This window comes from Streptomyces luteolifulvus (genome assembly GCF_008806595.1).
GTDB classification, from domain to species: Bacteria; Actinomycetota; Actinomycetes; order Streptomycetales; family Streptomycetaceae; genus Streptomyces; species Streptomyces luteolifulvus.
Window position 1 is genome coordinate 20,691 of record NZ_VZRB01000004.1, and the last position, 25,389, is coordinate 46,079.

The window sequence follows — 25,389 nt, forward strand, 5'->3', positions numbered from 1 at the left end:
TCGCCATCGGATTGCCGGAACCACGGGCGACGCCGGGATCATCACGCGACTGCACCACCCCACACCGCACCAGCGGCACGCACCGGCTGCCCGCCCCACCGGCCCGCCCAGGTCGCGGACACCCGAGCCCCGCAGCCGCCGTGGGGAAGCGGCACAGCGGCGAGCGCGTCATCAGTGGCTCACCGTCGAATGGCCGGTACCACCGGCTCGTCCGGTTTGCCGCCGATCAGGTCCTGGAGTTTGCGGCTGAGGGTCGTCCAGCGGCGGTCGTGGTGGTAGATGCGCAGGGTTGATCTGGCGCGGGCGCGCGGGCGGCGGCGGTAGAAGCGCCTCGCCCAGGGGGAGCCGGGGCGGGCCAGCCGGATCGCGCCGATCAGGGCGATGATCGGGATGATCGCGCCGAAGAGCGCGGTGCGGGGCTTGCCCTTGCTCAGCGCGAGCAGGGCCAGGAAGAAGTTGACCGCGATCGTCGAGAGCACGGTGCCGCGGTCCTGCAGTTCGTCCTGGGACAGGTCGTTGACGCCGAACGGCGAGAAGCCCGCGAGGAGCAGGCCCACCAGCGCGGCCGTGACCACCACGACCTCGACGCTCTGCCGGCCCGCCTCCGTCCAGTAGACGTCGTCGAGATGCAGGATCAGCGCGAACTCGTCCAGGACGAGACCCGCGCCGACACCGAAGATGACCGCGGACAAGGCCGCGCCGACGCCGTGCCGGGCGCTGGCGACCGCGCCGAAGCCGCCGATGATGATGAGGAGGACGCCGGGGACCACGTGGTGGATGTGCAGCCCGCCCGCCTGCACATTGCCGAACGGGCCTCTGCCCGCCCGGATGAGGCGGGTGATGACCCGGGTGATCACAAAGGTCAGGACGAAGGCGGTGAGCGCGCAGAGCAGTGGCAGCTTGCCTGGTTCGATGATGTTCCGCTCCAGCCAATGTCCCATATGGCCAACTTTATCCACGCCCCCCGCGGGCGCCATCCGCCGCCGCCCCGGGCCCTTGCGGCCGCCGGGTAATCTGCGGCGGTGTCCAAAACCCCCTGGCCGGACGGCCTCCGCTTCATCTTCGGCACCCTCACCGTGCTCCCCGTCCGGGTGACCCGCTGGGACCGGGAGGCGGCCCGCGGCGGCATGCTGTGCGCCCCGCTGGCCGGGCTGCTGGTCGGCGGGTGCGCCGCGACGCTCGGCGTGCTCCTGCTCTTCCTGGGTGCGGGACCGCTGCTCGCCGCCGTCGCCACCGCCGCCGTACCGGCCGCCCTCACCCGTGGCCTCCATCTCGACGGGCTCGCGGACATTGCGGACGGGCTCGGCAGCGGAAAGCCCGCGCAGGACGCGCTGCGGATCATGAAGCAGTCGGACATCGGGCCGTTCGGGGTGATCACCCTCGTCTTCGTGCTGCTCGCCCAGGTCGCCGCGCTGACCAGGGCGTACGACGACTCGTGGGCCCGGGGTGCGCTCGCGGCGGTCGTCTCGGCGACCGCGGCCCGGCTCGCCCTCACCCTGGCCGCCCGCACCGGAGTGCCGGCCGCCCGGCCCGAGGGCCTCGGGGCGGCCGTGGCGGGAGTCGTCCCGGTGGGCGGGGCGGTGGCGGTGGGCGTCGCGGTCACCCTGGCCGCCGGGGCGGGGGGCGCGCTCTTCGGGCCGTACGACATCACCCGCACCGCACTCGCGGTCGTCGTCGCTGCCGCTGCCGCCGAACTCCTCCGGCGGCACTGCATACGCAGGTTCGGCGGGGTGACGGGGGACGTCTTCGGGGGCCTTGAGGAGACGGCGGCGACGACGGCGCTCGTGGTGCTGGCGCTGGGCCGCTAATCTGAGCGACCGCACAGACGTGATCGTCGTCGGGGGGACGTATGCCGAAGCTGCGCCGTGCCATGGCCTGGTTCATCGACTTCGCGCTGGTGCTCGCGGGCGCCTCCGCGCTCGCCGTGCTCACCTTCCACCGGATATCCGGGCTCGTCACCGATGTGCCCGAACTCGCCACCCGAAGCGGCTTCGACCTGCTGACCTCGCGCGGTGATGTCATCGACGCCTCGCAGCACCTCGGGCTGTCGCTGTGGAACAAGTCGGTGCTGTACGTCGAGCAGGCCTTCGGACTGCTCGTCGTGGCGACGTTCCTCTACCAATGGGGTTCGCTGGCGCTCGCCGGCCGCACCATCGGCAAGGGGCTCCTCGGTCTGAAGGTCACGCCGAGCCGCCCACGCCGAGCCGCGCTGCGGGCCGCCGTCACCACCACGGCGGACGTCGTGATCTACGCCGTGGCCTGTGTGCTGCTGGTCGAGGGGCAGTTCCTGCTGTCGGTGCTGGTGTGGGCGGTCGCGGTGGCCGTCTTCTTCGTCAATGCACTGCCCGTCCTCGCCCCCGCCCGCCGGTCCCTCGCCGACCGGATCGCGGGTACCGCCGTCACCGGGATCGGGCTCGGCACGCCCGGCGCGTCGATCCCGTCCGGAGGGACACCGCGGCGGTGAAGTCCCGTGACCGACGGGCGAGTTCGCCGTCGGGGTCGGGCCCGCCGTCTGCGATGCGTGAAGTGGCCACGGCGCCACCGGCAGGTGAACGCACCGCGGCGATGATCGGACGGCCCGCCGAGCGTAGGCTCGTGCCGGGTCTGCCTGCCCGGGCAGAACCCTGGTTCATGGCCGCACATAGAGTCGGACGTCGGGCCTGGCCGACCCACCCCTCTCGGCCATCGTTACTTCAAGGGAAGCGAGATTCCACCACCGTGACTGCTCTGACTCTCAGCACCGCCGCGGCGCCCGGCCTGCGGGCCGACGCGATCGTGATCGGTGTCGCCAAGGGCGCCAAGGGCCCGGTCGTCGCACCGGGCGCCGAGGCCGTGGACAAGGCGTACGACGGCCGCCTCGCCGGCGTCCTGGAGACCCTCGGTGCCTCCGGTGCCGAGGGCGAGGTGACGAAGCTCCCCGCGCCGTCCGGCTTCAAGGCTCCGCTCGTGGTGGCGGTGGGCCTGGGCGCCGAGCCCGAGAAGGACTCCGCGTTCGGCGCGGAGGCACTGCGCAAAGCCGCCGGTGCCGCCGCCCGTGCCCTCGCCGGTTCCAAGAAGGCCGCCTTCGCCCTGCCGATCGGGGACGCCGGCGACACCGGCGCGGTCGCCGAGGGCGCGCTGCTCGGCGCGTACTCCTTCGACACCTACAAGGACAACGGCAACTCCGGCAAGGCCAAGAACGGCAAGGCCCCGCTCGCCGAGGTCGCGCTGCTCGGCGGCAAGCCCCGCGACAAGGCGTACAAGGCGGCGGTCCAGCGCGCCACCGCCGTGGCCGAGGAGCTCAACCGGGCCCGCGACCTGATCAACACCCCGCCGAACGATCTCAACCCCCAGTCCTTCGCCGCTCTCGCGCAGACCGCGGCCAAGGAGCACGGCCTCAAGGTGCAGGTGCTCGACGAGAAGGCCCTGGAGAAAGGCGGCTACGGCGGCATCCTCGGCGTCGGCGCGGGCTCCCAGGCCGCTCCCCGGCTGGTGAAGCTGTCGTACACGCACTCCAAGTCGGCCAAGCACCTCGCCTTCGTGGGCAAGGGCATCACCTACGACTCGGGCGGCATCTCGCTCAAGCCCGCCGGGCACAACGAGACGATGAAGTGCGACATGAGCGGTGCGGCGGCGGTCTTCGCCGCGGTGGTCGCCGCCGCGCGCCTGGGCCTCGAGGTCAATGTGACCGGCTGGCTGGCCCTGGCCGAGAACATGCCGTCGGGCTCCGCGACCCGGCCGGGCGATGTGCTGCGCATGTACAGCGGCAAGACGGTGGAGGTGCTCAACACGGACGCGGAGGGCCGCCTCGTGCTGGCCGACGCGCTGTGGGCCGCCTCACAGGAGAAGCCGGACGCGATCGTGGACGTCGCGACCCTGACCGGCGCGATGGTGCTGGCGCTCGGCCACCGCACGTTCGGGATCATGGCGAACGACGACGCGTTCCGCTCCGCTCTGCACGAGGCGGCGGAGGAGGTCGGTGAGCCGGCGTGGCCGATGCCGCTGCCGGAGCACCTGCGCAAGGGGATGGACTCGCCGACCGCCGACATCGCGAACATGGGCGAGCGGATGGGCGGCGGGCTGGTCGCGGGGCTCTTCCTGCGCGAGTTCGTCGGCGAGGGGATCACCTGGGCGCACCTGGACATCGCGGGGCCGGCGTTCAACGAGGGCGGTCCGTTCGGTTACACGCCGAAGGGCGGAACGGGGTCTGCGGTGCGGACGCTGGTGCGGGTCGCCGAGCTGACGGCCTCGGGGGACCTGGGCTGAGACCGGCTTCACTGTGACGGGGCCTCGCATGCGGGTAGCGCGAGGCCCCGTCGCCTTTTGTCCCGGTTCGTATGAACAGTGGGACGTCTCACACACCTGCCCGGCGTCTCGTTCGGTCGCGACAAGTGCGAAGATGGGGCACGGCAGGACAGGGCCCCGACCACAGGGCCGAAGCAACAGCGGCCGGACACCAGCCGCCGCCCGGTCATCGAGGACCGGCGTACGGCGCACATGCATGGAGGACGTGACGTGGCGAACGACGCCAGCACCGTTTTCGACCTAGTGATCCTCGGCGGTGGTAGCGGTGGTTACGCCGCGGCGCTGCGCGGGGCCCAGCTGGGCCTGGACGTCGCCCTGATCGAGAAGGACAAGGTCGGCGGTACCTGCCTGCACCGGGGATGCATCCCCACCAAGGCCCTGCTGCACGCGGGCGAGATCGCCGACCAGGCCCGCGAGAGCGAGCAGTTCGGTGTGAAGGCCACCTTCGAGGGCATCGACGTACCGGCCGTCCACAAGTACAAGGACGGCGTCATCTCCGGCCTGTACAAGGGTCTGCAGGGGCTCATCGCCTCCCGCAAGGTGACGTACATCGAGGGCGAGGGCCGGCTGTCCTCCCCCACCTCGGTCGACGTCAACGGCCAGCGCGTCCAGGGCCGCCACGTCCTCCTCGCCACCGGCTCCGTCCCGAAGTCGCTGCCGGGCCTGGACATCGACGGCAACCGGATCATCTCCTCCGACCACGCCCTCGTCCTGGACCGCGTGCCGAAGTCCGCGATCATCCTGGGCGGCGGTGTCATCGGCGTCGAGTTCGCCTCGGCGTGGAAGTCCTTCGGCTCCGACGTCACGGTCGTCGAGGGTCTGAAGCACCTCGTCCCGGTCGAGGACGAGAACTCCTCCAAGCTTCTCGAGCGCGCCTTCCGCAAGCGCGGCATCAAGTTCAGCCTGGGCACCTTCTTCCAGAAGGCCGAGTACACCCAGGACGGTGTCAAGGTCACCCTCGCCGACGGCAAGGAGTTCGAGGCCGAGGTCCTCCTTGTCGCCGTCGGCCGCGGCCCGGTCTCCGCCGGTCTCGGTTACGAGGAGCAGGGCGTCGCCATGGACCGCGGCTACGTCCTGGTCGACGAGTACATGCGGACGAACGTCCCCACCATCTCGGCCGTCGGTGACCTGGTCCCGACGCTCCAGCTCGCGCACGTCGGCTTCGCCGAGGGCATCCTGGTGGCGGAGCGTCTGGCCGGTCTGAAGACCGTTCCGATCGACTACGACGGTGTGCCCCGCGTGACGTACTGCCACCCGGAGGTCGCCTCCGTGGGCATCACCGAGGCCAAGGCCAAGGAGATCTACGGCGCGGACAAGGTCGTCGCTCTCAAGTACAACCTGGCGGGCAACGGCAAGAGCAAGATCCTCCAGACCGCGGGCGAGATCAAACTCGTCCAGGTCAAGGACGGTGCGGTGGTCGGCGTCCACATGGTCGGCGACCGCATGGGCGAGCAGGTCGGCGAGGCCCAGCTGATCTACAACTGGGAGGCGCTGCCGGCCGAGGTGGCCCAGCTCATCCACGCCCACCCGACGCAGAACGAGGCGCTCGGCGAGGCCCACCTGGCCCTGGCCGGCAAGCCCCTCCACTCGCACGACTGACCCCTCGGTCGACGAACGCGACGACACAGACTTCCGCACTTGTAAGGAGCAACCGAAACCATGGCGGTTTCCGTAACCCTTCCGGCGCTCGGCGAGAGCGTCACCGAGGGCACTGTCACCCGCTGGCTGAAGGCCGAGGGCGAGCGCGTCGAGGCCGACGAGCCGCTGCTCGAGGTCTCGACCGACAAGGTCGACACCGAGATCCCCTCGCCCGCCGCCGGTGTCCTCGCCTCCATCAAGGTCGCCGAGGACGAGACCGTTGAGGTCGGCGCCGAGCTGGCCGTCATCGACGACGGCACGGGCGTCCCCGCTGCCGCCCCGGCCCCGGCCGCTGCGGAGGCTCCGGCCCCCGCTGCCGAGCCCGCCCCGGCGCCGGTCGCCGAGGCCCCCGCCGCTCCGGCCCCCGCGCCTGCCGCCGCCCCCGCCGCCCCGGCGGGCGCCGCGACCGGCACCGACGTCGTCCTGCCCGCGCTCGGCGAGTCCGTCACCGAGGGCACCGTCACCCGCTGGCTGAAGTCGGTCGGCGACTCCGTCGAGGCCGACGAGCCGCTGCTCGAGGTCTCCACGGACAAGGTCGACACCGAGATCCCGGCGCCCACCTCCGGTGTGCTGCTGGAGATCACGGTCGGCGAGGACGAGACCGCCGAGGTCGGCGCCAAGCTGGCCGTGATCGGCGCCCCGGGTGCCGCTCCGGCGGCCGCCCCGGCCCCCGCCGCCCCGGCCCCGGCGCCCGCGCCGGCCGCCCCCGTGGCCCCGCCGGCCCCGGCTCCGGCGCCTGCCGCTCCGGCCCCCGCGCCCGCCCCGGTCGCCGCCGCTCCGGCTCCGGCTGCCCCGGCTCCCGCGCCGGCCGCTCCGGCTCCGGTCGCCCCGGCCGCGCCGGCGCCCGCCGCTCCGGCCGGTGACGACGGCGCCTACGTGACCCCGCTGGTGCGCAAGCTCGCCGCCGAGAACGGCGTCGACCTGGCCACCGTCAAGGGCACCGGCGTCGGCGGCCGTATCCGCAAGCAGGACGTCATCGCCGCCGCCGAGGCCGCGAAGGCCGCCGCCGCGGCTCCGGCGCCCGCCGCTGCCGCCGCCCCGGCCAAGAAGGCCCCGGCCCTGGAGGTCTCCCCCCTCCGCGGCCAGACCGTCAAGATGCCGCGCATCCGCAAGGTCATCGGCGACAACATGGTCAAGGCCCTGCACGAGCAGGCCCAGCTGTCCTCGGTCGTCGAGGTCGACGTCACCCGCCTGATGCGTCTGCGTACCCAGGCCAAGGACTCCTTCGCCGCGCGTGAGGGCGTCAAGCTCTCCCCGATGCCGTTCTTCGTCAAGGCGGCGGCCCAGGCGCTGAAGGCCCACCCGGTCATCAACGCCAAGATCAACGAGGCCGAGGGCACGATCACCTACTTCGACTCCGAGAACGTCGGGATCGCGGTGGACTCCGAGAAGGGCCTGATGACCCCGGTCATCAAGCACGCCGGTGACCTCAACATCGCCGGTATCGCCAAGGCCACCGCGGACCTGGCGGGCAAGGTCCGCGCCAACAAGATCACCCCGGACGAGCTGTCCGGCGCGACCTTCACCATCAGCAACACCGGTTCGCGCGGCGCGCTGTTCGACACGATCATCGTGCCGCCGGGCCAGGTCGCGATCCTCGGCATCGGCGCCACGGTCAAGCGCCCGGCCGTCATCGAGACGGAGGAGGGTTCGGTCATCGGCGTCCGCGACATGACCTACCTGACGCTGTCCTACGACCACCGTCTGGTGGACGGCGCCGACGCGGCCCGCTACCTGACCGCGGTCAAGGCGATCCTGGAGGCGGGCGAGTTCGAGGTCGAGCTCGGCCTGTGAGCCACGTCGCTCACGGTGCCCCCGTCCGGCTTCCGGGCGGGGGCACCGTCGTCTCACCGGGGCGTCAGCCTGTTGTCCGACCAGCCCCACAGCGACTCCACCCACACGTTCGGGACGGACAGCTCGGCGGCGGGTGTCAGCCGCTGTGTCCGGTAGGCCTTCAGCACGTCGTACGTCGCGTCGAGGCAGTCCCGTGAGGTGAGCCTGCCGGTCCTCGGGTCGACACCGACGAGGAAACCGCGGGCCTCGACGGCACGGATCATGGACCGGGCGGCGGTCACGTCGTACGTCGAGGACTTCGTACAGCGGTAACGGCTGTACGGGTGCCCGGATTTGCCGGGGTGGTTCGCGTCCGTGGACATCTCGCTGAGCATGCGGTCGTACGACCCCTCCGCGTGCCAGGCTCCGATGTCACCGCCGGGCGGAGTGTACAGCCTGCCGCTGGGGTTCTCCACGGCGCCGTAGACCCAGCGGCCGGTGCCCGTGATCTTGAATCCCCAGCCGACGTGGCCGAACTTCCGGGCCCCGTCCGGCTTGACGAAGACGCAGGCGGCGCCGGTACCGCCACCGCCCGGGACGGCGCCCGCCATGCCTGTGATCGCTTGCGTGCTGCTCGGTTTCGCCCTGCCCTCGTCCCGTGTGGCCGACCGCCCGCAGCCCGTCAGGCCGACGATCGCGCCGATCACGGCCACGACGGCCGCCCGGCGCAGCAGCCCCCGCCGTCCCCCTATGGTCATGCCGTCCCCCAGTCAAGCGAGGGGCGCCCCGCGTGGGAACCCCTGCCGAACGCGACACCTCTCGCGGTCACGGGGTTCCGGGTGTTGACAGAAGTCGTGCGGCTGGGAGCGTGTAAGCCTCGTCTCACCTGCATGAAAGCGCCCCCGTGCGCCCCTCCTGAACGGGCCCGCGGCCTTATTGTCTAAACGTCAAACGCCTTAAGGAGCCCTCATGACCGCGCCCGTCATCCACTCGCTGCGCGAACAGATCCGCGAGCACATCGTGGAGGGGATCGTCAGCGGGCGCTGGAAGCCGGGTGAGCGGATCGTCGAGCGGCGTATCGCCACCGAGCTGGAGGTCAGTCAGACCCCGGTGCGGGAGGCGTTGCGCGAGCTGGAGTCGCTGCGGCTGATCGAGTCGGCGCCGAACAAGGGCGTACGGGTGCGCAACCTGACCGCCGCCGATCTGGAGGAGAGCTACCCGGTCCGGGCCGGTCTGGAGGCGATCGCGGCGGAGCTGGCGGCGGCACGGCTGGCGGAGGACTGTTCGGCCCTGGAACCGCATGTCGCCGCGCTGTACGAGGCCGACCGCCGGTCGGACGGCACGGCGCAGGTGCGGCACACGGTGGGATTCCACCGGGAGATGGTGCGGGCGGCCGGCAACTCGGTGCTGCTGCACACCTGGGAGGGCCTCGGCATCGAGGTGTTCACCGCGCTGTCGATCCGCTGGCTGGGGACGGTCCAGCAGTCGTACGCGGAGGAGCACGAGGAGCTGGTGCAGGCGTTCCGCCGCCGGGACCCGCGGATCGCCGACCTTGTGAAGGCACATGTGCTGGGGTGCGCGCCGCGCCACGAGTGACGGGGCGACAACCCCGACGGGGGTCTTCGGCCGTGCCGGTGCCGACCCCTTCGCAACCGCCTCCGAACCACCCCGAACACCGGAGCAGACCCCCGCTCAAAACGCCGTACGACCTGCGAAAACCCTCGGAGATGCGCGGCACCCGGTGTCTGTCCGCAAGGCACCGCGTGCCTACTTTCTCGTGATCAAGAAGTTTTGCTCCTGACCCTTTGATCGATCATCGATCAGCGGGTTACAGTCGCCGACGGGCTTGCACCCAAGCCCTCAGCCCTGTCCTGCCAAAGACAAAGGGCAACCCCGAACCCTTGCCGATGAGGGAACCCCCTTCGACTGAGGAAGGCGGCGACATGACCGACCCCAACGCCATCCAGCCGGGCCAGCTCGACCAGCTCCCGGACCGCGACCCCGAGGAGACCGCCGAGTGGCAGGCCTCCCTGGACGCGGTCGCCAAGGCGGCCGGCCCGCACCGTGCCGCATATCTGATGCGCCGCACGCTGGAGCGCGCGGAGGCGGGCGGCATCGCGCTGCCGAAGCTCCTCGAGACCGACTACGTCAACACCATCCCCACCGCCGCCGAGCCGGCCGTGCCCGGTGACGAGGCCGTGGAGGCCCGTATCACCGCGTGGAACCGCTGGAACGCGGCCGCGATGGTGACCCGCGGGGCCAAACACGGCGTCGGCGGCCACATCGCCACCTTCGCCTCGGCGGCCTGGCTCTACGAGACCGGCTTCAACCACTTCTTCCAGGGCAAGGACGCCAAGGACGCTGCCGGCTCGGGCGACCAGCTCTACATCCAGGGCCATGCCTCCCCCGGCATCTATGCCCGCGCCTTCCTCGACGGCCGGCTGACCGAGCAGCAGCTCGACAACTTCCGCCAGGAGGCCGGCGGCAACGGCCTTCCGTCGTACCCCCACCCGCGGCGCCTGCCCTGGCTGTGGGAGTTCCCGACGGTGTCGATGGGTCTCGGCCCGCTCTCCGCGATCTACCAGGCGCGCTTCAACCGCTACCTCACCAACCGCGGCATCAAGGACGTCTCGGCCTCCCACGTCTGGGCCTTCCTCGGCGACGGCGAGATGGACGAGCCCGAGTCGACGGCGGCACTCGCACTGGCCTCCCGCGAGGGCCTGGACAATCTGACCTTCGTCATCAACTGCAACCTCCAGCGCCTCGACGGCCCGGTCCGCGCCAACTTCAAGATCGTGCAGGAGCTGGAGGCCCAGTTCCGCGGCGCCGGCTGGAACGTCGTCAAGACACTGTGGGGCACCGCCTGGGACGAGCTGTTCGCGCTCGACACCACCGGCGCGCTCGTCCGCCGGCTGCGTGAGGTACCGGACGCCCAGGTGCAGACGTACCAGACGCGCGGCGCCGCCTACATCCGCGAGGACTTCTTCGGCAAGGACCCGGCGCTCGCCGAGATGGCGAAGCTGCTGAGCGACGACAAGATCCTCGAGTGCTTCCACCTCTCCCGCGGCGGCCACGAGGCACGCAAGGTGTACGCGGCCTACAAGGCGGCCCTCGACTTCAAGGGCGCCCCGACGGTCATCCTGGCCCAGACGGTCAAGGGCTTCACGCTCGGCGAGGGCTTCGCGTCCAAGAACGCCAACCACCAGATGAAGAAGCTGACGGTGGACGAGTTCAAGAGGATGCGCGACCTGCTGGAACTGCCGATCTCCGACGCGCAGTTCGCCGACGGGGTCGTCCCCTACGGCCACCCCGGCGCCGACTCCCCCGAGGTCCGCTACCTCCAGGAGCGCCGCGCGGCCCTCGGCGGCCCGGCCCCGGCCCGCCGTGTCCACCCGGTCGCGCCGCTGCCCGCCCCCGCGGAGAAGGCCTTCGCCTCCTTCGACAAGGGCTCGGGCTCCCAGAACGTCGCCACCACGATGGCGTTCGTCCGTCTGATCAAGGACCTGGTCCGCGACAAGGAGACCGGCAGTCGCTGGGTGCCGATCGTCCCCGACGAGGCGCGCACCTTCGGCATGGAGTCGCTGTTCCCGTCGCTCGGCATCTACTCGCCCAAGGGCCAGACGTACGAGCCGGTCGACCGCGACCAGCTGATGTACTACAAGGAGGCCCAGAACGGCCAGATCCTCAACGAGGGGATCACCGAGGCCGGTTCGATGGCCGACTTCATCGCCGCGTCCACCGCGTACGCCACGCACGGCGAGGCGATGATCCCATTCTACATCTTCTACTCGATGTTCGGCTGGCAGCGCACGGCCGACCAGATGTGGCAGCTCGGCGACCAGCTCGGCCGCGGTTTCCTGATCGGCGCGACGGCCGGCCGGACCACGCTGACCGGCGAGGGTCTCCAGCACGCGGACGGCCACTCGCCGGTGATCGCGGCGACGAACCCGGCGGCGCTGACGTACGACCCGGCGTTCGCCTACGAGGTCGCGGCGATCGTCAAGGACGGCCTGCGCCGTATGTACGGCGAGGCGCTGCCGGGCGAGGACCAGAACGTCTTCTACTACCTCACCGTCTACAACGAGCCGCTGCCGCAGCCCGCGAAGCCGTCGGCCCCCGGTATCGACGAGGGCATCGTCAAGGGCCTGTACCGCTTCAACACGGCGGAGTCGGCCGGGCTCACGCCGGTGGCCAATGCTCCGCGCATCCAGCTGCTGGGCTCCGGCACGGCGATCCACTGGGCGCTGACGGCGCAGAAGCTGCTCGCCGAGGAGTGGGGCGTGGCCGCCGACGTGTGGTCCGCGACCTCCTGGACCGAGCTGCGGCGCGACGCCCTGGAGGCCGACGCGGCCCTGCTGCGCGGCGAGGAGCGCGTGCCGTACGTCCGTCGGGCGCTGCACGGCGCCGAGGGCCCGGTGCTCGCGGTCTCCGACTACATGCGCCAGGTTCCCGACCAGATCGCGCAGTGGGTCGAACAGGACTACTCCTCGCTGGGCGCCGACGGCTTCGGCCTCTCCGACACCCGCGATGCGGCCCGTCGCCACTTCGGCATCGACGCCCAGTCGATCGTCGTCGCGGCACTGGCCCAGCTCGCGAAGCGCGGCGAGGTCAAGGCGTCGGCGGTGAAGGAGGCACGCGAGCGGTACGGCCTGTAAGGCTGAGGGGGGTGCTCCGCACCCCCCTGTCAGTGGTACCGGGCACCATGACCCCATGCGCGCTGCCCGTCTGATCAGAATGGTGCTGCTGCTCCAGTCCCGGTCCGCCATGACCGCCGCCGAACTCGCGCGAGAGCTCGAGGTGTCCGAGCGGACGGTCACCCGGGACGCCCAGGCGCTGTCGGAGGCGGGTGTGCCGGTCTACGCGGAGCGTGGGCGGGCCGGCGGGTACCGGCTGATCGGCGGGTACCGGACCGGGCTGACGGGGCTGGCCCGGGGCGAGGCCGAGGCGCTGTTCCTGTCGGGCGTGCCCGGGGCGCTGCGGGAGATGGGGCTGGAGGACGCCGCCTCCGCCGCCCGCCTCAAGGTGTCCGCCGCGCTCCTCCCCTCGCTGCGCGACGCCTCCCGTACCGCGGCCCAGCGGTTCCACCTGGACGCGCCGGGCTGGTTCCACGAGCCGCGGACGCCGGAGCTGCTGCCCGCGGTCGCGGACGCCGTCTGGGACGACCGGCGGATCGACGCCCGCTACCGCAGCCGGGACACCGAGGTGGTGCGCGAGCTGGAGCCGTACGGGCTCGTGCTCAAGGCGGGGGTCTGGTACCTGTGTGCGCGGGTGGCGGGGCAGGGCGCTTTCCGGGTGTACCGGATCGACCGGTTCACGGCGGTGGAGGCAGGCCGGGAGCGCTTCGAGCGGGACGAGCAGTTCGATCTGCCCGGCTTCTGGGAGGAGCGGGCCGAACAATTCGCGCGGTCGATCCTGCGGGCCGAGGTCGGGATACGGCTGTCGAAGGAGGGCGCGCGGAGACTGCCGCACGCCGTCGATCCGCACGCCGCCCGGGAGGCGCTGGCGTCGGCCGGGCCCGCGGACGACGAGGGACGGGTGACCGTGACCCTGCCCGTGGAGTCCGAGGAGGTCGCCCACACCCAGCTGACGGCACTCGGGCCCGAGGTGGAGGTGCTGACGCCGGAAAGTCTGCGGGCACGTTTCTCGGACGACGCGCGGCGGCTCGCCCGGCTGTACGGGACATAACAATCCGTCGCACTCCGCGTGCGCCCCACCCGTCCAGGGCCGATGCTTGACCCGTGATGGACGAAATGGAGTTCTGGGAGCTGGTGGACACCTCCCGCGAGGCCGCCGGGGGCGACCCCGAGGATCAGGCCGACCTCCTCGTGGACCGGCTGCTCCAGCTCGACCCCGAGTCGGTGCTCGACTTCGCCCGTCACTTCGAGTCCCGCTACAACCGCGCCTACACCTGGGACCTCTGGGGCGCCGCCGCGGTCCTGCTGGACGGGGCGAGCGACGACGCGTTCGACTTCTTCCGGTGCTGGCTGATCGGCCAGGGACGCGAGGTGTACGAGCCCGCGGTGCACGAGCCCGACTCGCTCGCCGACCTGCTGGGCGACTTCGACGAGGAGGTCGACGGTGACGCCGAGGACCTCGGCTATGCCGCCGACGAGGCCTACGAACAGCTCACCGGCACCGTGGCTCCCGACCTCGGCATCCCGTCGGCGCCTCCCGAGCCGGAGGGCACGCCCGTGGACTTCGAGCACGAGCGGATGCTGGCGGAACGGTTCCCCAGACTGTGGGAGCGGTTCAGGTCCTGAGCCTCATACGGTTTCCCGGTGGCGGGTCGGGTCCGACGGGATGTACGCCTGCGCCTGGTCGATCACTGTGTGGTGCAACGGGGCCTTGTTGGCCTGGTCGAGGGCGGACGCCGTCACGGCGGCCGGCCCCAGCACGACGGTCGCGACCGCGCAGACCACCGTCCACACACGGCTGCTGCCGATGCTGCTGCTCATGATCCCCACCTCCGGTCGGCTCCTGGTGAAGACCGTAGATCGCGGGCCTCTCAAGGCCCTGCGCAGCGGCTGTGCCGTTCCTGTGAACCACACGACTGCACCACAGGGCCGCCTCATCCGCGGCCCTGGAGCCGTGCCGCCCGCTCCCTGATCTCCGGCAGCCGGGCGCTGAGGGCCGCGCCGGGGCAGCTCGTCATATAGCCGTCGTCGTGGCCCGCGAGGGCGGGCAGGACGGCGGCGGTTCCGGCCGCGTACCGGCTGTGGCTGTTGCTGGAGACCAGGCGCACCGGCGTGCGCGGGTCGATCTCCGCGAGGCCGAGTTTCCAGGCGGCCAGCGCGGCGATCGCGTCGGTCATCGCCCGCGGCACGGGCACACCGGCCGTGAAGGTGCCGAGGGCGGCGATGCCCGCGCTGCGGTGGTTGAAGCCCTGGGTGTGGGCGCCGGTGACGGGCCGGTCGACGCCGCCCGCGCGGCCCTCGTAGACGGTGCCGCAGCGGTCGACGAGGAAGTTGTAGCCGATGTCGTCCCACTGGCGGTAGCCGGTCTGGCCGGCGGCGATGTAGCGGATGATGCGCGGCACGTCGGCGCAGTCGTAGTCGTTGGGCGAGTCGGTGTGGTGGATGAAGACCGCGACGACCTTGTCGTCGTAGCGCGGGGGCGGCCGGGAGCGTGCGTAGTCCGGGGCCGCCCAGACGGACCTGGGCACGATGGGCGGTCTGGCCGCGTGGTGGTGGACGGCGGGACGGGCCACGGCGTCCGAACGCGCCACCGGCGGGCCGGTACGGTCGATGCCGGTCGCGCAGAGCACCAGCGCGAGAACGGCGGCCGTTCCGGGCAGACAGGCCAGTGGCACGTACGCGGCGCCGGGTATTCGTACCCGGCGGCGCTTCCGTGCCCCCCGCGCTCTTCGGAAGACACGCATGATCCCACTCTCCGACGGATCCGCCCCGTCCGCGATGTGGAGTGTGCCACCCGGTGGAACCATCGTCCCGGTCCGCGGCGTTTTCCGGGGTACACGCACGCGTGGCCGGTCCCGGGCGCCACGCGCGCGTGGCTGATCACTGGGCCCGTTCCGCGCGTACTACGGGACGACTCCCCCTGGGTCCTAGAGAAAGGCGGCTCCGTGGACCTGCTCGACATCCTGCTGCTCCTCGTGGTCCTGGCCTACGCGGCCTCCGGCTACCGGCGGGGACTGGTGGCCGGCTGTGTCTCGCTGGCCGGCTTCGTGGGCGGTGCGGTCGTCGGTGTGTGGGCCCTGCCGTGGGTGATGGACCTGGTGGAGCCGGGGACCACGACGGCCACGGTGACGGCGGTGCTGACGGTGCTGGTCCCGGGCGTGGCCGGGCACGAACTGGCGGGGCGCCTCGCACTGAGGCTGCAGACCGAGCTGGCCCATTCCGGCAGCAGTCCGCTGCGGGTGGCCGACGGGGTGGGCGGGGCCGCGGCGAACGCGGTGGCCGTGCTGATCGTGGCGTGGGTGGCCGCGAGCGTGCTGGGCGCGTCCTCGTCCCCGGTGGTCACGACGGCGATCCGGGACTCGAAGGTGCTGGGTGCCGTGCAGGACGCCATGCCGGACACCACGCCCACCTGGTTCTCGCGTGCCACGTCCGCGCTCACCGAGGCGGGCTTCCCGCAGGTCTTCAACCCGTTCGAGAACGAGTCGACCGCCGAGGTCGCGAAGCCCTCCGGCGACAGCGTCACCGCCCGTGCCACGAACGCCGCCAGGCTCAGCACCGTCAAGATCGAAGGCGTGGCCGGCAACCAGGGCCGCGAGGGCAGCGGCTTCGTGTACGCGCCGCGGCATGTGATGACCAACGCGCATGTGGTGGCCGGCATCGACGAGCCCGGCGTGCGGATCGGGGGTGTCGGGCGGTCGTACGAGGCACGGGTGGTGCTCTTCGACCCGGACAAGGACGTGGCCGTGCTGTACGTGCCCGGCCTGCGGGCCCCCGTGCTGCGCTTCGACGACGGCGCCGCGCGCGGCGACTCGGCGGTGGTGGCCGGCTATCCGCAGGACGGCAATCTGAACCTTCAGGCGGCGACCGTCGCGAACCGGGTCCGGGCGACGGGCCAGAACATCTACAACGACGCGAACGTCACCCGCGAGATCTACTCGATCCGCTCCACCGTCCGCCCCGGCAACTCCGGCGGCCCCCTGCTGACCACCGACGGCGAGGTCTACGGCGTCGTCTTCGCCCGCTCCACCTCGGACGACGAGACCGGCTACGTCCTGACGGCGGCCGAGGTCTCCGCCGACGCCGAGCGCGCGGCGGACGCGACGGCACCGGTGGACACGGGCGACCTGGTCACCTCCTGAGAGCCCGTGACACAGGTTCTGAGCCCGCGCCGTTCAGAGGCGGCGCCCCATGAACACGTCGTCGACGTACGCGCCGTCGAGGAGGAACTCCTCGGGCAGGACGCCCTCCACCACGAAGCCCTCGGACTCGTAGAGCCGGCGAGCCGGGGTGTTGTGCCCGAGGACGCGCAGGGTGATGCGCCGGGCGCCCTGCCGTGCGGCCTCCGCCACGACGGCGCGCAGCAGGGCCCGTCCGACGCCCGCGCCGCGCGCCTCCTCGGCGACCGCGAGGCCCTGGATCTGCCGGACATGGGCGTGGCACGCCAGGGGCGTCGGGAAGCCGAGCCGGACATATCCGACGACCGTGCCGTCCAGCTCGGCGACGAGATGGTCGCGCGGTCCGAAGCGTTCGCCGAAGAAGGGGGGATACGGCGGCCGTGGACACGGCTGGACGGAGTGCAGCGTGGACCAGGTGCCCCGGTCGAGACGGCCGAGCGTGTCCTCGTCGTCGGGGGTGGCGTGGCGTATGTGCGGAACCGGCATGTCGGTCACCCTAGGCCGGAGGGCGGGCGGGCCCTGACAGCGTTTCAGCGGGTCGGTGCGCAGAATGGGCGGCATGGAACGTTCCCGAATCGCGGTGGCCGGCGCGTCCGGTCTCATCGGCGGCGCCCTGGTGCGGTCCCTGACCGCGGACGGGCACGAGGTGGTACGTCTGGTGCGCCGGGAGCCCCGGGCCGAGGGCGAGGTCCGGTGGGATCCCGAGCGGAAGGACGTCGACGCGGCCGGGCTCGCCGGCTGCGACGCCGTGGTCAATCTGGCCGGGGCGGGGGTGGGCGCACGGCCCTGGACGGAGGCGTACAAGGCGAGGATCCGGGACAGCCGGGTGCTCGGCACGGCGGCCCTCGCCGAGGCCGTGGCGGCCATGGACAGCCCGCCGCGGGTCTTTGTGAACGGCAGCGCGATCGGTATCTACGGGGAGACCGGTGACCGGGCCGTGGACGAGGACGCGCCGCCCGGGGAGGGTTTCCTGCCCTCGGTGTGCGTGGAGTGGGAGGGGGCCGCGGCGCCGGCCCGCGAGGCGGGCGTTCGGACGGTGTTCGTGCGTACCGGGCTGGTGGTGTCCCGCCGGGGCGGGGCGTGGGGACGGCTGTTCCCGCTGTTCAAGGCGGGGCTCGGCGGGCGGATGGGCGACGGGCGGCAGTACTGGTCGTTCGTCGCGCTGCACGACGAGGTGGCCGCGATCCGCCATCTCATCGACACCGACGGTCTGTCCGGTCCCTTCAATGTGACGGCGCCTCACCCGCTGACGAACCGTGAGATCACCGAGGCGATGGGGCGGGTGCTGCACCGGCCGACGGTGTTCACGGTGCCCGCGCCGGTGCTGCGGGCCGTGCTCGGCGAGTTCTCCGGGGACGTCCTGGGCAGCCAACGGGTGCTGCCGATGCGCCTGTTGGAGTCGGGGTTCACCTTCGCCTTCCCGGAGATCGAGGGGGCGATCCGGGCGGCGCTCTGACAAGCGACCGCTCTGCGAGCGTATGCGACCGCGTGCGACCGTGCTCTGTCGATGCGCGACCCCCTTTGACCGATCACGGCCCTAACCTCGACCCGAACTCGGGTATTCCCGGAGCCTGTTGGGGGCATCACGTCTCCACCGGCCGCGCAACCTCGAGGAGGGGCACGTGCTAGAGCCCGCATATGAGGCGGACGTCGTCATCGTGGGAGCCGGGGTCGCCGGACTGTCGGCGGCACACCGGCTGACCACGGCAGGAGTGACGACCACAGTGTTGGAGGCCGCCCCTTGTGCGGGCGGCCGTATGTCGACCGAGAAGATCGACGGATTCCGGCTCGACCGGATCGGACAGCTGCTGTCCACCTCGTATCCCGAACTACGGCTGACACCCGGGCTCGACGCACTCGTCCTGCGCCCCTTCGCGCCCGGTGTCCTGCTGCACGGCGACGGACGCCACCATCGTGTGGAATTCCCGCCGGCCGCGGGGGGCGCAAGGGGCGCACTCCATACGGTGCGTGCACTGGCAAGTGCCCCCATGAGCGCCCCCCGCGCGGGGGCGCTGCCCCGGGTCCGTGCGAGTGCCCCGCTGGGTACCGCCGTCGACCAGGCCCGCCTCGGCGCCGCGCTCACCCGGCTCGCGGCCATGCCCGTGGAACGGCTGCTGTCCCGCCCCGAACTGCCCGCCGCGCAGGCGCTCGCCGCCGGCGGGGTCCCGGCCCGCACCATCGCCGGCTTCCTGCGTCCGCTGCTGGCCGCTCTGCTGTGCGACCCGGAGCTGCTCACGTCCAGCCGGTGTGCGGACCTCGCGCTGCGCTCGTTCGCGAGCGGGCGGCTGTGTGTGCCGGAGGGCGGTGCCGAGGTGCTGCCGGAGCTGCTGGCGCAGGCGCTGCCGCCGGGCACCGTACGCACCGGCGTCCGGGTCACCTCCGTCTCCACGAGCTCGGTGACCACCGCCGAGCACGGCGAGTTCCGCTGCCGCGCCGTGCTCCTCGCGACCGACGCCCGTGCCGCCGCCGGTCTGCTGCCGGGCCTGCGGGTGCCGGACTTCCACCCGGTGACGGTGGTGCACCACACGACGGACGAGCCGCCCGGCACCGGCGCCGGTCTGCTGCTCGACGCGGACCGCGGCGGCCCGGTCGCGCACACGGCGGTGGTGAGCGAGGTGGATCCGAGCCGGGCACCCGCGGGCCGCAGCCTCGTCTCCTCGACGGTCCTGGGACCACCGCCGGCCGACGTCGACACCGCCGTGCGCATGCACGTGTCCCGCCTGTACGGCACCTCGACGGCGCGCTGGGAGACGCTCGCCGTGCACCACACCGCCGAGGCGGTACCGGCGATGCGGCCACCGCACGATCTGCGGCGTCCGGTGCGGCTGATGGCGGGCCTGTACGTATGCGGCGACCACCGAGACACCAGCACGGTCCAGGGAGCACTCCACTCGGCCCACCGAGCGGCAACAGCACTGCTCACGGACCTGGGCGCGGGCGGCTCGATGCACCGAGCAGAGCGGTTGCGTGCCGCGGCTTGACCGGGTTCGCCTGCGGCGGGTTGGGCGGATCGGACCGCTTGCGGCGCGGTCGCCTGCGGCGGGCTTGAGCGGGTCGCCCGCGGCGCGCCTGAGCAGATCGCCCGCTGCGGGCCTGAGGGGTCCGCCCGCGGCGGGGTCGCGCGGTCACCTGCGGCGGGCTTGAGCGGATCACCCGCGGCGCGCCTGAGGGGATCCGCCCGCAGCGGGGTCGCGCAATCACCTGCTGCGGCTTCAGCGGATCGCCCGCGGCGGGCTCGAGGGGATCCGCCCGCGGCAGGGTCACGCGATCACCTGCGGCGGGCTTGAACGAATCGCCCGCGGCGCGATCGAAGGGATCCGCCCGCGGCAGGGTCACGCGATCACCTGCGGCGGGCCTGAACGAATCGCCCGCGGCACGCTTGAGCGGATCACCCGCGGCGCGCCTGAGGGGATCCGCCCGCAGCGGGGTCGCGCAATCACCTGCTGCGGCTTCAGCGGATCGCCCGCGGCGCGCTTGAGTCGATCGGCTGGAGCCGCTTGAGCGGATCGGCTGTGGACGGTTCGGCACCGCCGGACTCCGCGGCGGCTGAGCGCCGTCGCGGCGGAGATGGGGTGACCGGCGAAGACGGGCCGTCGCAAGCTGACGGGGCCGTCGCCGCTGCGGGCAGTCGCACCGCCGAGGCGGCGCCGTCCCCGAGAGGCGGGACCCCGTCGGCTCCGGGTGAGGCGGCGCCCGGCCCAGAGAGGCAGCACCCCGCCGACTCCGGGCAGCGCGACCCACCGGCGCGGAGACGGGCCATCGCCGCTGCGGGCAGTCGTGCCGCCGGGGCGGCACCCGGCCCGAAGAGACAGCACCCCGTCGGCTCCGCATGAGGCGGCACCCGGCCCAGAGAGGCAGCACCCCGTCGGCGCCAGGCAGCGCGATCCGGTCGGGACGCCGTGGGCGGGGCAGTTAGCCCAGCGCTGCCACCCTGTCCCGATATCCCCGGGCCGGTGCCGCGTCCTTGTACGGCTCCAGTCTGCGTTCGAAGTCCCGGACGTATTCCAGCGCCCGTACCGACCGCATCTCCGCCGCCTGCGCTGCAGCCTCCGCGGCCAGCTGGCACGCCTGGTCGAGTTCGCCGAGGCCGAGGCGGGCGGAAGCGAGCACGACCCGGCAGAACAGGCGGCTGCGCGCGTAGGCGGGGGCGCGCAGCTGCAGGGAGCGTTCCGCGTGCTGCGCGGCCGCGCGGAACTGCTGAAGGTCCCGGTGACTGTGCCCGAACTCGTCGGCGAGCTGCGCCTCGTCGAAGAACCGCGCCCAGTGCGGGACTTCGTCCCCGGGCCGGGCGGCCTCCAGGGCCCGCTCGGCCCGCGCGAGGGAGGCCGTACAGGCCCGCACCTCGCCGAGCACCCCGTGGCCCCGCGCCTCGGCCGCGTGCAGCAGCGCCTGCACGACGGGCGGTGCACCGGTCCCGACCCCCTGCTGCGCCACCCGCGCGAGCTGCACGGCCTCCCGCCCGTGCCCGAGGTAGACGGCCTGCCGGCTCATCGTGACGAGGACGTACGAGCCGTAGGCCCGGTCCCCGGCGGCCTGCGCGAGCCGCAGCGCCTGCACGAAGTAGCGCTGGGCGAGTCCGTGCGCGGCGATGTCGTACGACGTCCAGCCCGCGAGCCTCGTCAGGTCCGCGGCCGCCGCGAACAGCCGACGGCCCGTCTGCTCGCCGTAGGTGCCGCGCAGCATCGGCTCGCACTCGTGCTCCAGGTAGCGCACCAACGCCTGGCGCGCATGGCCACCGCCGTACATGTCGTCGAGGGAGCGGAAGAGGTCGCCGACCGAGCGCAGGGCGGCGATGTCGCCTCCGGTGACCTTCTGGCCGGGGCCGCGTTCGGCCGCGCCGCGCTGGCGGGGCAGCACCGGGCGGCCCTGCACGGGGACGCGGGCGGGCTGTTCACCGCGGGCCACCCGGTCGTCGGCCCGTCCGATGAGCCAGTCCCGGCTGGGGACGACGAGCCCCGCCGGGGTGAACGCGATCTTGCGCAGCTCGGCATGGCTGCCGGAGTCCTTGCGCCACAGTCCGCCGACGATGTCGACGGCCTCCTCCGGTGTCCCGGCGAACTCCAGGCCGGCGTAGACGGGGGCGCAGGCGTCGAGCCCGAGGTCCTGCGCGGTGAGGCGCCGTCCCAGACGCCGGGTGAAGACCTCGGCGATCAGGGCGGGGGTGGTGCCGCGGGGCTGCTGACCGCGCAGCCACCGGGTGACGGACGTCTTGTCGTATCTCAGGTCCAGCCCGTGTTCGAGACCGAGCTGGTCCACCCGTCGGGCGAGACCCGCGTTGGAGAACCCCGCTTCTGCGATGAGCGCGGCGAGCTGTCGATTGGGAGTGCGCTGCGCGGGTCGTTCCGTCATCTGCGGTGCGGTCTCCTGCCTTTCGGGCCTCACAGAGGCCGATGTGGCCGCTGAGGTGCCCGGATCGCCTGTGAGCAGCCCTTTTGGCCTCGTGAACGGCGCGAATGTAGCGGAGCGTAAGCAGTCGATCGCACACTTCGACGTTCATTCATCCGATCGTGTGAGGATTGCCCGCAGCGCTGACGTCATACGGTCGGACGTACAGTGGCGTAGGCACGCTGCGTGCCTTACGAGCTTCCGAGGAGGCGCTTGCTGTGAGTGGGTTGCGGTTCGTCCGTATGGGCTTCGGTGCCGAGGCCGTCGAGTACCAGGAGGCGTGGGACGAGCAGCGCCGTGTGCACGCGGCGCGCTTCACGGACGAGATCCCCGACACCGTGCTGCTCCTCGAGCACCCTCCGGTCTACACGGCGGGCCGGCGCACCGCCGAGAACGAGCGGCCGCTCGACGGCACCCCGGTGATCGACGTGGACCGCGGCGGCAAGATCACCTGGCACGGCCCGGGCCAGCTGGTGGGCTACCCGATCCAGAAGCTGCCGCGCCCGGTGGACGTGGTGGCCCACGTACGGCGCCTCGAAGAGGCCCTGATCCTCACTTGCGCGGAGTTCGGCCTGGAGACGACCAGGGTCGAGGGCCGCAGCGGGGTGTGGGTCCTCGGCGACGCCAAGGCCCTCACGGAGCAGCGCCCCTCGCTCGGCGGCCTGTCGCTGGACTTCGACCCCCGTCTGCACGACGAGGAGTTCGACCCGCGCCTGAACGGCCCCGAGTACGCCCCGTCCAACGCCGGCCAGCGCCGCGAGGACCGCAAGATCGCTGCGATCGGCATCCGGGTCGCCAAGGGCGTCACGATGCACGGCTTCGCACTGAACGTGAACCCGGACAACAAGTGGTTCGACAGGATCATCCCGTGCGGCATCCGGGACGCGGGCGTCGCCTCCCTCGCGAACGAGCTCGGCCGGGACGTGACGATCGACGAGGTGCTGCCGGTGGCCGAACGGCACCTGAGGGACGTACTCGAGAATGCGGACCTGAAGCCGCGCGAGATCGACAGGACGCCGGCGACCGTCAGCCCGTCCGGCGCTTGAGACGAGGCTCGTTCAGGGCCGAAGCGGGGGTTAGGGACGGCAGCCCCCGGGGGGCCGGCACCGACGCCGATCCACCGAATCAACGGGCGTACCCTGGGGAACGCCGAAGAATCAAACGCTAGGGAGCCGGTCGTGTCCGCAGTCGCACCCGACGGACGCAAGATGCTGCGCCTGGAGGTCCGCAACAGCCAGACCCCCATCGAGCGCAAGCCCGAGTGGATCAAGACCCGGGCGAAAATGGGCCCCGAGTACACGGAGATGCAGAAGCTCGTCAAGAGCGAGGGTCTGCACACGGTCTGCCAGGAAGCCGGCTGCCCGAACATCTACGAGTGCTGGGAGGACCGCGAGGCCACCTTCCTCATCGGCGGCGACCAGTGCACCCGGCGCTGCGACTTCTGTCAGATCGACACCGGCAAGCCCGAGGCGCTGGACCGCGACGAGCCGCGCCGCGTGGGCGAGTCCGTGGTCACCATGGACCTGAACTACGCCACGATCACCGGTGTCGCCCGCGACGACCTGGAGGACGGCGGCGCCTGGCTGTACGCGGAGACGGTGCGCCAGATCCACGAGCAGACCGCCTCCCGTGCGGCCGGCCGCACCAAGGTGGAGCTCCTCGCCCCCGACTTCAACGCCGTACCGGAGCTGCTGGAGCAGGTCTTCGCCTCCCGCCCCGAGGTCTTCGCGCACAACGTCGAGACCGTTCCCCGGATCTTCAAGCGCATCCGCCCCGGCTTCCGCTACGACCGCTCGCTGAAGGTCATCACCGACGCCCGCGACTACGGTCTGGTCACCAAGTCGAACCTGATCCTCGGCATGGGCGAGACCCGCGATGAGGTCGGCGAGGCGCTGAAGCAACTGCACGACGCGGGCTGCGAGCTGGTCACCATCACCCAGTACCTGCGCCCGTCCGTGCGGCACCACCCCGTCGAGCGCTGGGTCAAGCCGCAGGAGTTCGTCGAGCTGAAGGAGGAGGCCGAGCAGCTCGGCTTCTCGGGAGTGATGTCCGGTCCGCTGGTGCGGTCCTCGTACCGTGCCGGGCGGCTCTACCAGATGGCCATCGAGCAGCGTCATTCAGCTGCTCCGCAGCGGGGTGGCTCGTTCATCGCCTCGCAGGCCGTCTGATCGTCTGACAATCCGTCGCCCTGTCCACCCGGCTTGCGCGAGCGAGCGTGTGAATTCACGCACAAGAAGCTACTCATCAGTAACGGCTGATTCGACGCGGTCCCGACCGTCCTCGCAGATGAGGGCATCCGTCAGGGCCGCGTCAACATTTGGGCCCTCCCCATCAAGGCTTCATTGGTGTTTGACCAGTCAGTCACGCCCTGGTAACACCAATCAGTGACGCTGGACTCACGCCATGTACATCCGTACCCGCAGCCGTCTCGAGGGGGGACCTCCACCATGCAGGCCGCGCCCGTTCGCGCCACCGCCATTCCTTCGTTCACCGACGCACTCCGTGCCGTCGAATCGCTGCTGATGAGCAGCGGCCAGCGCACCGCCCGCCGCAACGCCTGGACCTCCGTCCTGGAGGACCGCCGTCGCGCCAAGGACCGCGTCGAGGCCCAGCGCGTCCTGGAGCAGACCTACACCGGTCGCCGCTGAGGCCGCTCCCCCCGTCCCTCGGGCACTGCCGTCGTCGGCACTTGTGGGGCCACGTAGACTTCACGGCATGGCGAGGAAGGACACGGCAGCGGACGCTGCGAACCCCGGGCGACTGAAGCAGATCGCCCTGACCTACAAGATGACCCGCAGGGCCGACAAGAAGATCGGTCTTGTACTCGCGGCTGTCGGCATCAGCATCTTCGGTGTCTTCCTCGCGATCGGTTTCTTGATCGGTCACCCCGTTTATCTCGGCATCCTGGGCCTTCTGCTCGCCTTCCTCGCGTCGGCGATCGTGTTCGGGCGCCGGGCCGAGCGGGCGGCCTTCGGGCAGATGGAGGGCCAGCCGGGCGCTGCCGCGGCCGTCCTGGACAACGTCGGCCGGGGCTGGACGACGACCCCCGCGGTGGCGATGAACCGCAGCCAGGACGTGGTGCACCGGGCCGTCGGCAAGGCCGGCATCGTCCTGGTCGCCGAGGGCAACCCGAACCGGGTCAAGAGCCTGCTGGCCGCCGAGAAGAGGAAGATGAACCGCATCGTGGCGGACGTGCCGGTGCACGATCTGATGGTGGGCACGGGCGAGGGCCAGGTCGAGCTGAAGAGGCTGCGCACGACCATGCTGAAGCTGCCGCGCGTGCTGACCGGCCCGCAGGTCACCGCGACCAACGACCGGCTGCGTGCGATGGGCGACCTGATGAGCAATATGCCACTGCCGAAGGGACCCATGCCCAAGGGCATGAAGCTGCCGAAGGGCGGGCCGAAGGCCCGCTGACACCCCCGAGCCGAGACGAACGAGACGAAGGGGCCGCCCGGATCACTCCGGGCGGCCCCTTCGTCGTACCAGGTCGTACAAGG

The 25,389-nt window shown here is 71.9% G+C and carries 22 protein-coding genes; 16 read left to right on the forward strand and 6 right to left on the reverse strand.

Annotated elements, in window-relative coordinates:
- Positions 1 to 179: 179 nt before the first annotated feature.
- On the reverse strand, positions 180 to 941 hold the full coding sequence (locus F7R91_RS07075) for a hypothetical protein (RefSeq protein WP_150945665.1): 762 nt from the start codon (positions 939 to 941) through the stop codon (positions 180 to 182).
- Positions 942 to 1,022: 81 nt separating this feature from the next.
- Between F7R91_RS07075 and F7R91_RS07080 the strand changes: the two genes are divergently transcribed.
- From F7R91_RS07080 to sucB, 5 genes are all read left to right on the forward strand, one after another.
- On the forward strand, positions 1,023 to 1,808 hold the full coding sequence (locus F7R91_RS07080; RefSeq protein WP_150945667.1) for an adenosylcobinamide-GDP ribazoletransferase: 786 nt from the start codon (positions 1,023 to 1,025) through the stop codon (positions 1,806 to 1,808).
- A 41-nt stretch (positions 1,809 to 1,849) separates the two neighbouring features.
- Positions 1,850 to 2,464: an RDD family protein gene (locus F7R91_RS07085; protein ID WP_225320555.1), complete on the forward strand. Its 615-nt coding sequence runs from the start codon at positions 1,850 to 1,852 to the stop codon at positions 2,462 to 2,464.
- A gap of 254 nt (positions 2,465 to 2,718) precedes the next feature.
- A complete protein-coding gene (locus tag F7R91_RS07090; RefSeq protein WP_150945669.1) occupies positions 2,719 to 4,245 on the forward strand; it encodes a leucyl aminopeptidase in 1,527 nt (508 codons plus the stop codon).
- Between the two features lie 249 nt (positions 4,246 to 4,494).
- Positions 4,495 to 5,883, forward strand: coding sequence for a dihydrolipoyl dehydrogenase (gene lpdA / locus F7R91_RS07095; protein WP_150945671.1), 1,389 nt, complete (start codon positions 4,495 to 4,497; stop codon positions 5,881 to 5,883).
- Positions 5,884 to 5,943: 60 nt separating this feature from the next.
- The gene (gene sucB, locus F7R91_RS07100; protein ID WP_150945673.1) at positions 5,944 to 7,716 is read left to right on the forward strand and encodes a 2-oxoglutarate dehydrogenase, E2 component, dihydrolipoamide succinyltransferase; all 1,773 of its coding nucleotides are present in this window, start codon (positions 5,944 to 5,946) and stop codon (positions 7,714 to 7,716) included.
- 53 nt (positions 7,717 to 7,769) lie between these two features.
- Here sucB and F7R91_RS07105 read toward each other — a convergent pair whose 3' ends face one another.
- Positions 7,770 to 8,453, reverse strand: a complete 684-nt coding sequence (locus tag F7R91_RS07105; RefSeq protein WP_150945675.1) for a hypothetical protein — start codon at positions 8,451 to 8,453, stop codon at positions 7,770 to 7,772.
- 211 nt (positions 8,454 to 8,664) lie between these two features.
- Here F7R91_RS07105 and F7R91_RS07110 point away from each other — a divergent pair, with 211 nt between their 5' ends.
- The 4 genes from F7R91_RS07110 to F7R91_RS07125 all read left to right on the forward strand — a co-directional run bounded on the left by F7R91_RS07110 (position 8,665) and on the right by F7R91_RS07125 (position 13,955).
- The gene (locus F7R91_RS07110; protein WP_150945677.1) at positions 8,665 to 9,291 is read left to right on the forward strand and encodes a GntR family transcriptional regulator; all 627 of its coding nucleotides are present in this window, start codon (positions 8,665 to 8,667) and stop codon (positions 9,289 to 9,291) included.
- 347 nt (positions 9,292 to 9,638) lie between these two features.
- Complete coding sequence (aceE, locus tag F7R91_RS07115) at positions 9,639 to 12,350, forward strand: pyruvate dehydrogenase (acetyl-transferring), homodimeric type (RefSeq protein WP_150945679.1); 2,712 nt, start codon at positions 9,639 to 9,641, stop codon at positions 12,348 to 12,350.
- A 55-nt stretch (positions 12,351 to 12,405) separates the two neighbouring features.
- Positions 12,406 to 13,380 (forward strand): helix-turn-helix transcriptional regulator, encoded by a 975-nt coding sequence (locus F7R91_RS07120; protein WP_150945681.1) that lies wholly within the window; start codon positions 12,406 to 12,408, stop codon positions 13,378 to 13,380.
- 56 nt (positions 13,381 to 13,436) lie between these two features.
- Positions 13,437 to 13,955, forward strand: a complete 519-nt coding sequence (locus tag F7R91_RS07125; protein ID WP_150946218.1) for a DUF4240 domain-containing protein — start codon at positions 13,437 to 13,439, stop codon at positions 13,953 to 13,955.
- 3 nt (positions 13,956 to 13,958) lie between these two features.
- Here the strand turns inward: F7R91_RS07125 and F7R91_RS07130 are convergent, their stop codons facing one another.
- Positions 13,959 to 14,150 carry a hypothetical protein gene (locus F7R91_RS07130; RefSeq protein ID WP_150945682.1) on the reverse strand — a complete coding sequence of 64 codons (192 nt, stop codon included), beginning with the start codon at positions 14,148 to 14,150 and terminating at the stop codon, positions 13,959 to 13,961.
- A 113-nt stretch (positions 14,151 to 14,263) separates the two neighbouring features.
- Complete coding sequence (locus tag F7R91_RS07135) at positions 14,264 to 15,004, reverse strand: peptidoglycan recognition protein family protein (protein ID WP_408056014.1); 741 nt, start codon at positions 15,002 to 15,004, stop codon at positions 14,264 to 14,266.
- Between the two features lie 270 nt (positions 15,005 to 15,274).
- Between F7R91_RS07135 and F7R91_RS07140 the strand changes: the two genes are divergently transcribed.
- Entirely contained in the window at positions 15,275 to 16,468 is a 1,194-nt protein-coding gene (locus F7R91_RS07140) for a MarP family serine protease (protein WP_150945686.1), read from the forward strand.
- Between the two features lie 33 nt (positions 16,469 to 16,501).
- Here the strand turns inward: F7R91_RS07140 and F7R91_RS07145 are convergent, their stop codons facing one another.
- Positions 16,502 to 16,990, reverse strand: a complete 489-nt coding sequence (locus F7R91_RS07145) for a GNAT family N-acetyltransferase (protein ID WP_191971389.1) — start codon at positions 16,988 to 16,990, stop codon at positions 16,502 to 16,504.
- 73 nt (positions 16,991 to 17,063) lie between these two features.
- Here F7R91_RS07145 and F7R91_RS07150 point away from each other — a divergent pair, with 73 nt between their 5' ends.
- Positions 17,064 to 17,960, forward strand: coding sequence for a TIGR01777 family oxidoreductase (locus F7R91_RS07150; RefSeq protein WP_150945688.1), 897 nt, complete (start codon positions 17,064 to 17,066; stop codon positions 17,958 to 17,960).
- A gap of 166 nt (positions 17,961 to 18,126) precedes the next feature.
- On the forward strand, positions 18,127 to 19,485 hold the full coding sequence (locus F7R91_RS07155; RefSeq protein WP_150945690.1) for an NAD(P)/FAD-dependent oxidoreductase: 1,359 nt from the start codon (positions 18,127 to 18,129) through the stop codon (positions 19,483 to 19,485).
- A 931-nt stretch (positions 19,486 to 20,416) separates the two neighbouring features.
- Here the strand turns inward: F7R91_RS07155 and F7R91_RS07160 are convergent.
- Positions 20,417 to 21,853, reverse strand: a complete 1,437-nt coding sequence (locus F7R91_RS07160) for a regulator (protein ID WP_150945692.1) — start codon at positions 21,851 to 21,853, stop codon at positions 20,417 to 20,419.
- Positions 21,854 to 22,071: 218 nt separating this feature from the next.
- Here F7R91_RS07160 and lipB point away from each other — a divergent pair, with 218 nt between their 5' ends.
- The 4 genes from lipB (at position 22,072) to F7R91_RS07180 (ending at position 25,306) form a co-directional block, all read left to right on the forward strand.
- Positions 22,072 to 22,935 (forward strand): lipoyl(octanoyl) transferase LipB, encoded by an 864-nt coding sequence (gene lipB, locus F7R91_RS07165; RefSeq protein ID WP_269144740.1) that lies wholly within the window; start codon positions 22,072 to 22,074, stop codon positions 22,933 to 22,935.
- A gap of 132 nt (positions 22,936 to 23,067) precedes the next feature.
- Positions 23,068 to 24,057, forward strand: coding sequence for a lipoyl synthase (gene lipA, locus F7R91_RS07170; protein ID WP_150945696.1), 990 nt, complete (start codon positions 23,068 to 23,070; stop codon positions 24,055 to 24,057).
- Positions 24,058 to 24,336: 279 nt separating this feature from the next.
- The gene (locus F7R91_RS07175) at positions 24,337 to 24,537 is read left to right on the forward strand and encodes an SCO2195 family GlnR-regulated protein (protein ID WP_150945698.1); all 201 of its coding nucleotides are present in this window, start codon (positions 24,337 to 24,339) and stop codon (positions 24,535 to 24,537) included.
- 67 nt (positions 24,538 to 24,604) lie between these two features.
- Positions 24,605 to 25,306 carry a DUF4191 domain-containing protein gene (locus F7R91_RS07180; protein ID WP_150945700.1) on the forward strand — a complete coding sequence of 234 codons (702 nt, stop codon included), beginning with the start codon at positions 24,605 to 24,607 and terminating at the stop codon, positions 25,304 to 25,306.
- Positions 25,307 to 25,389: the final 83 nt, after the last annotated feature.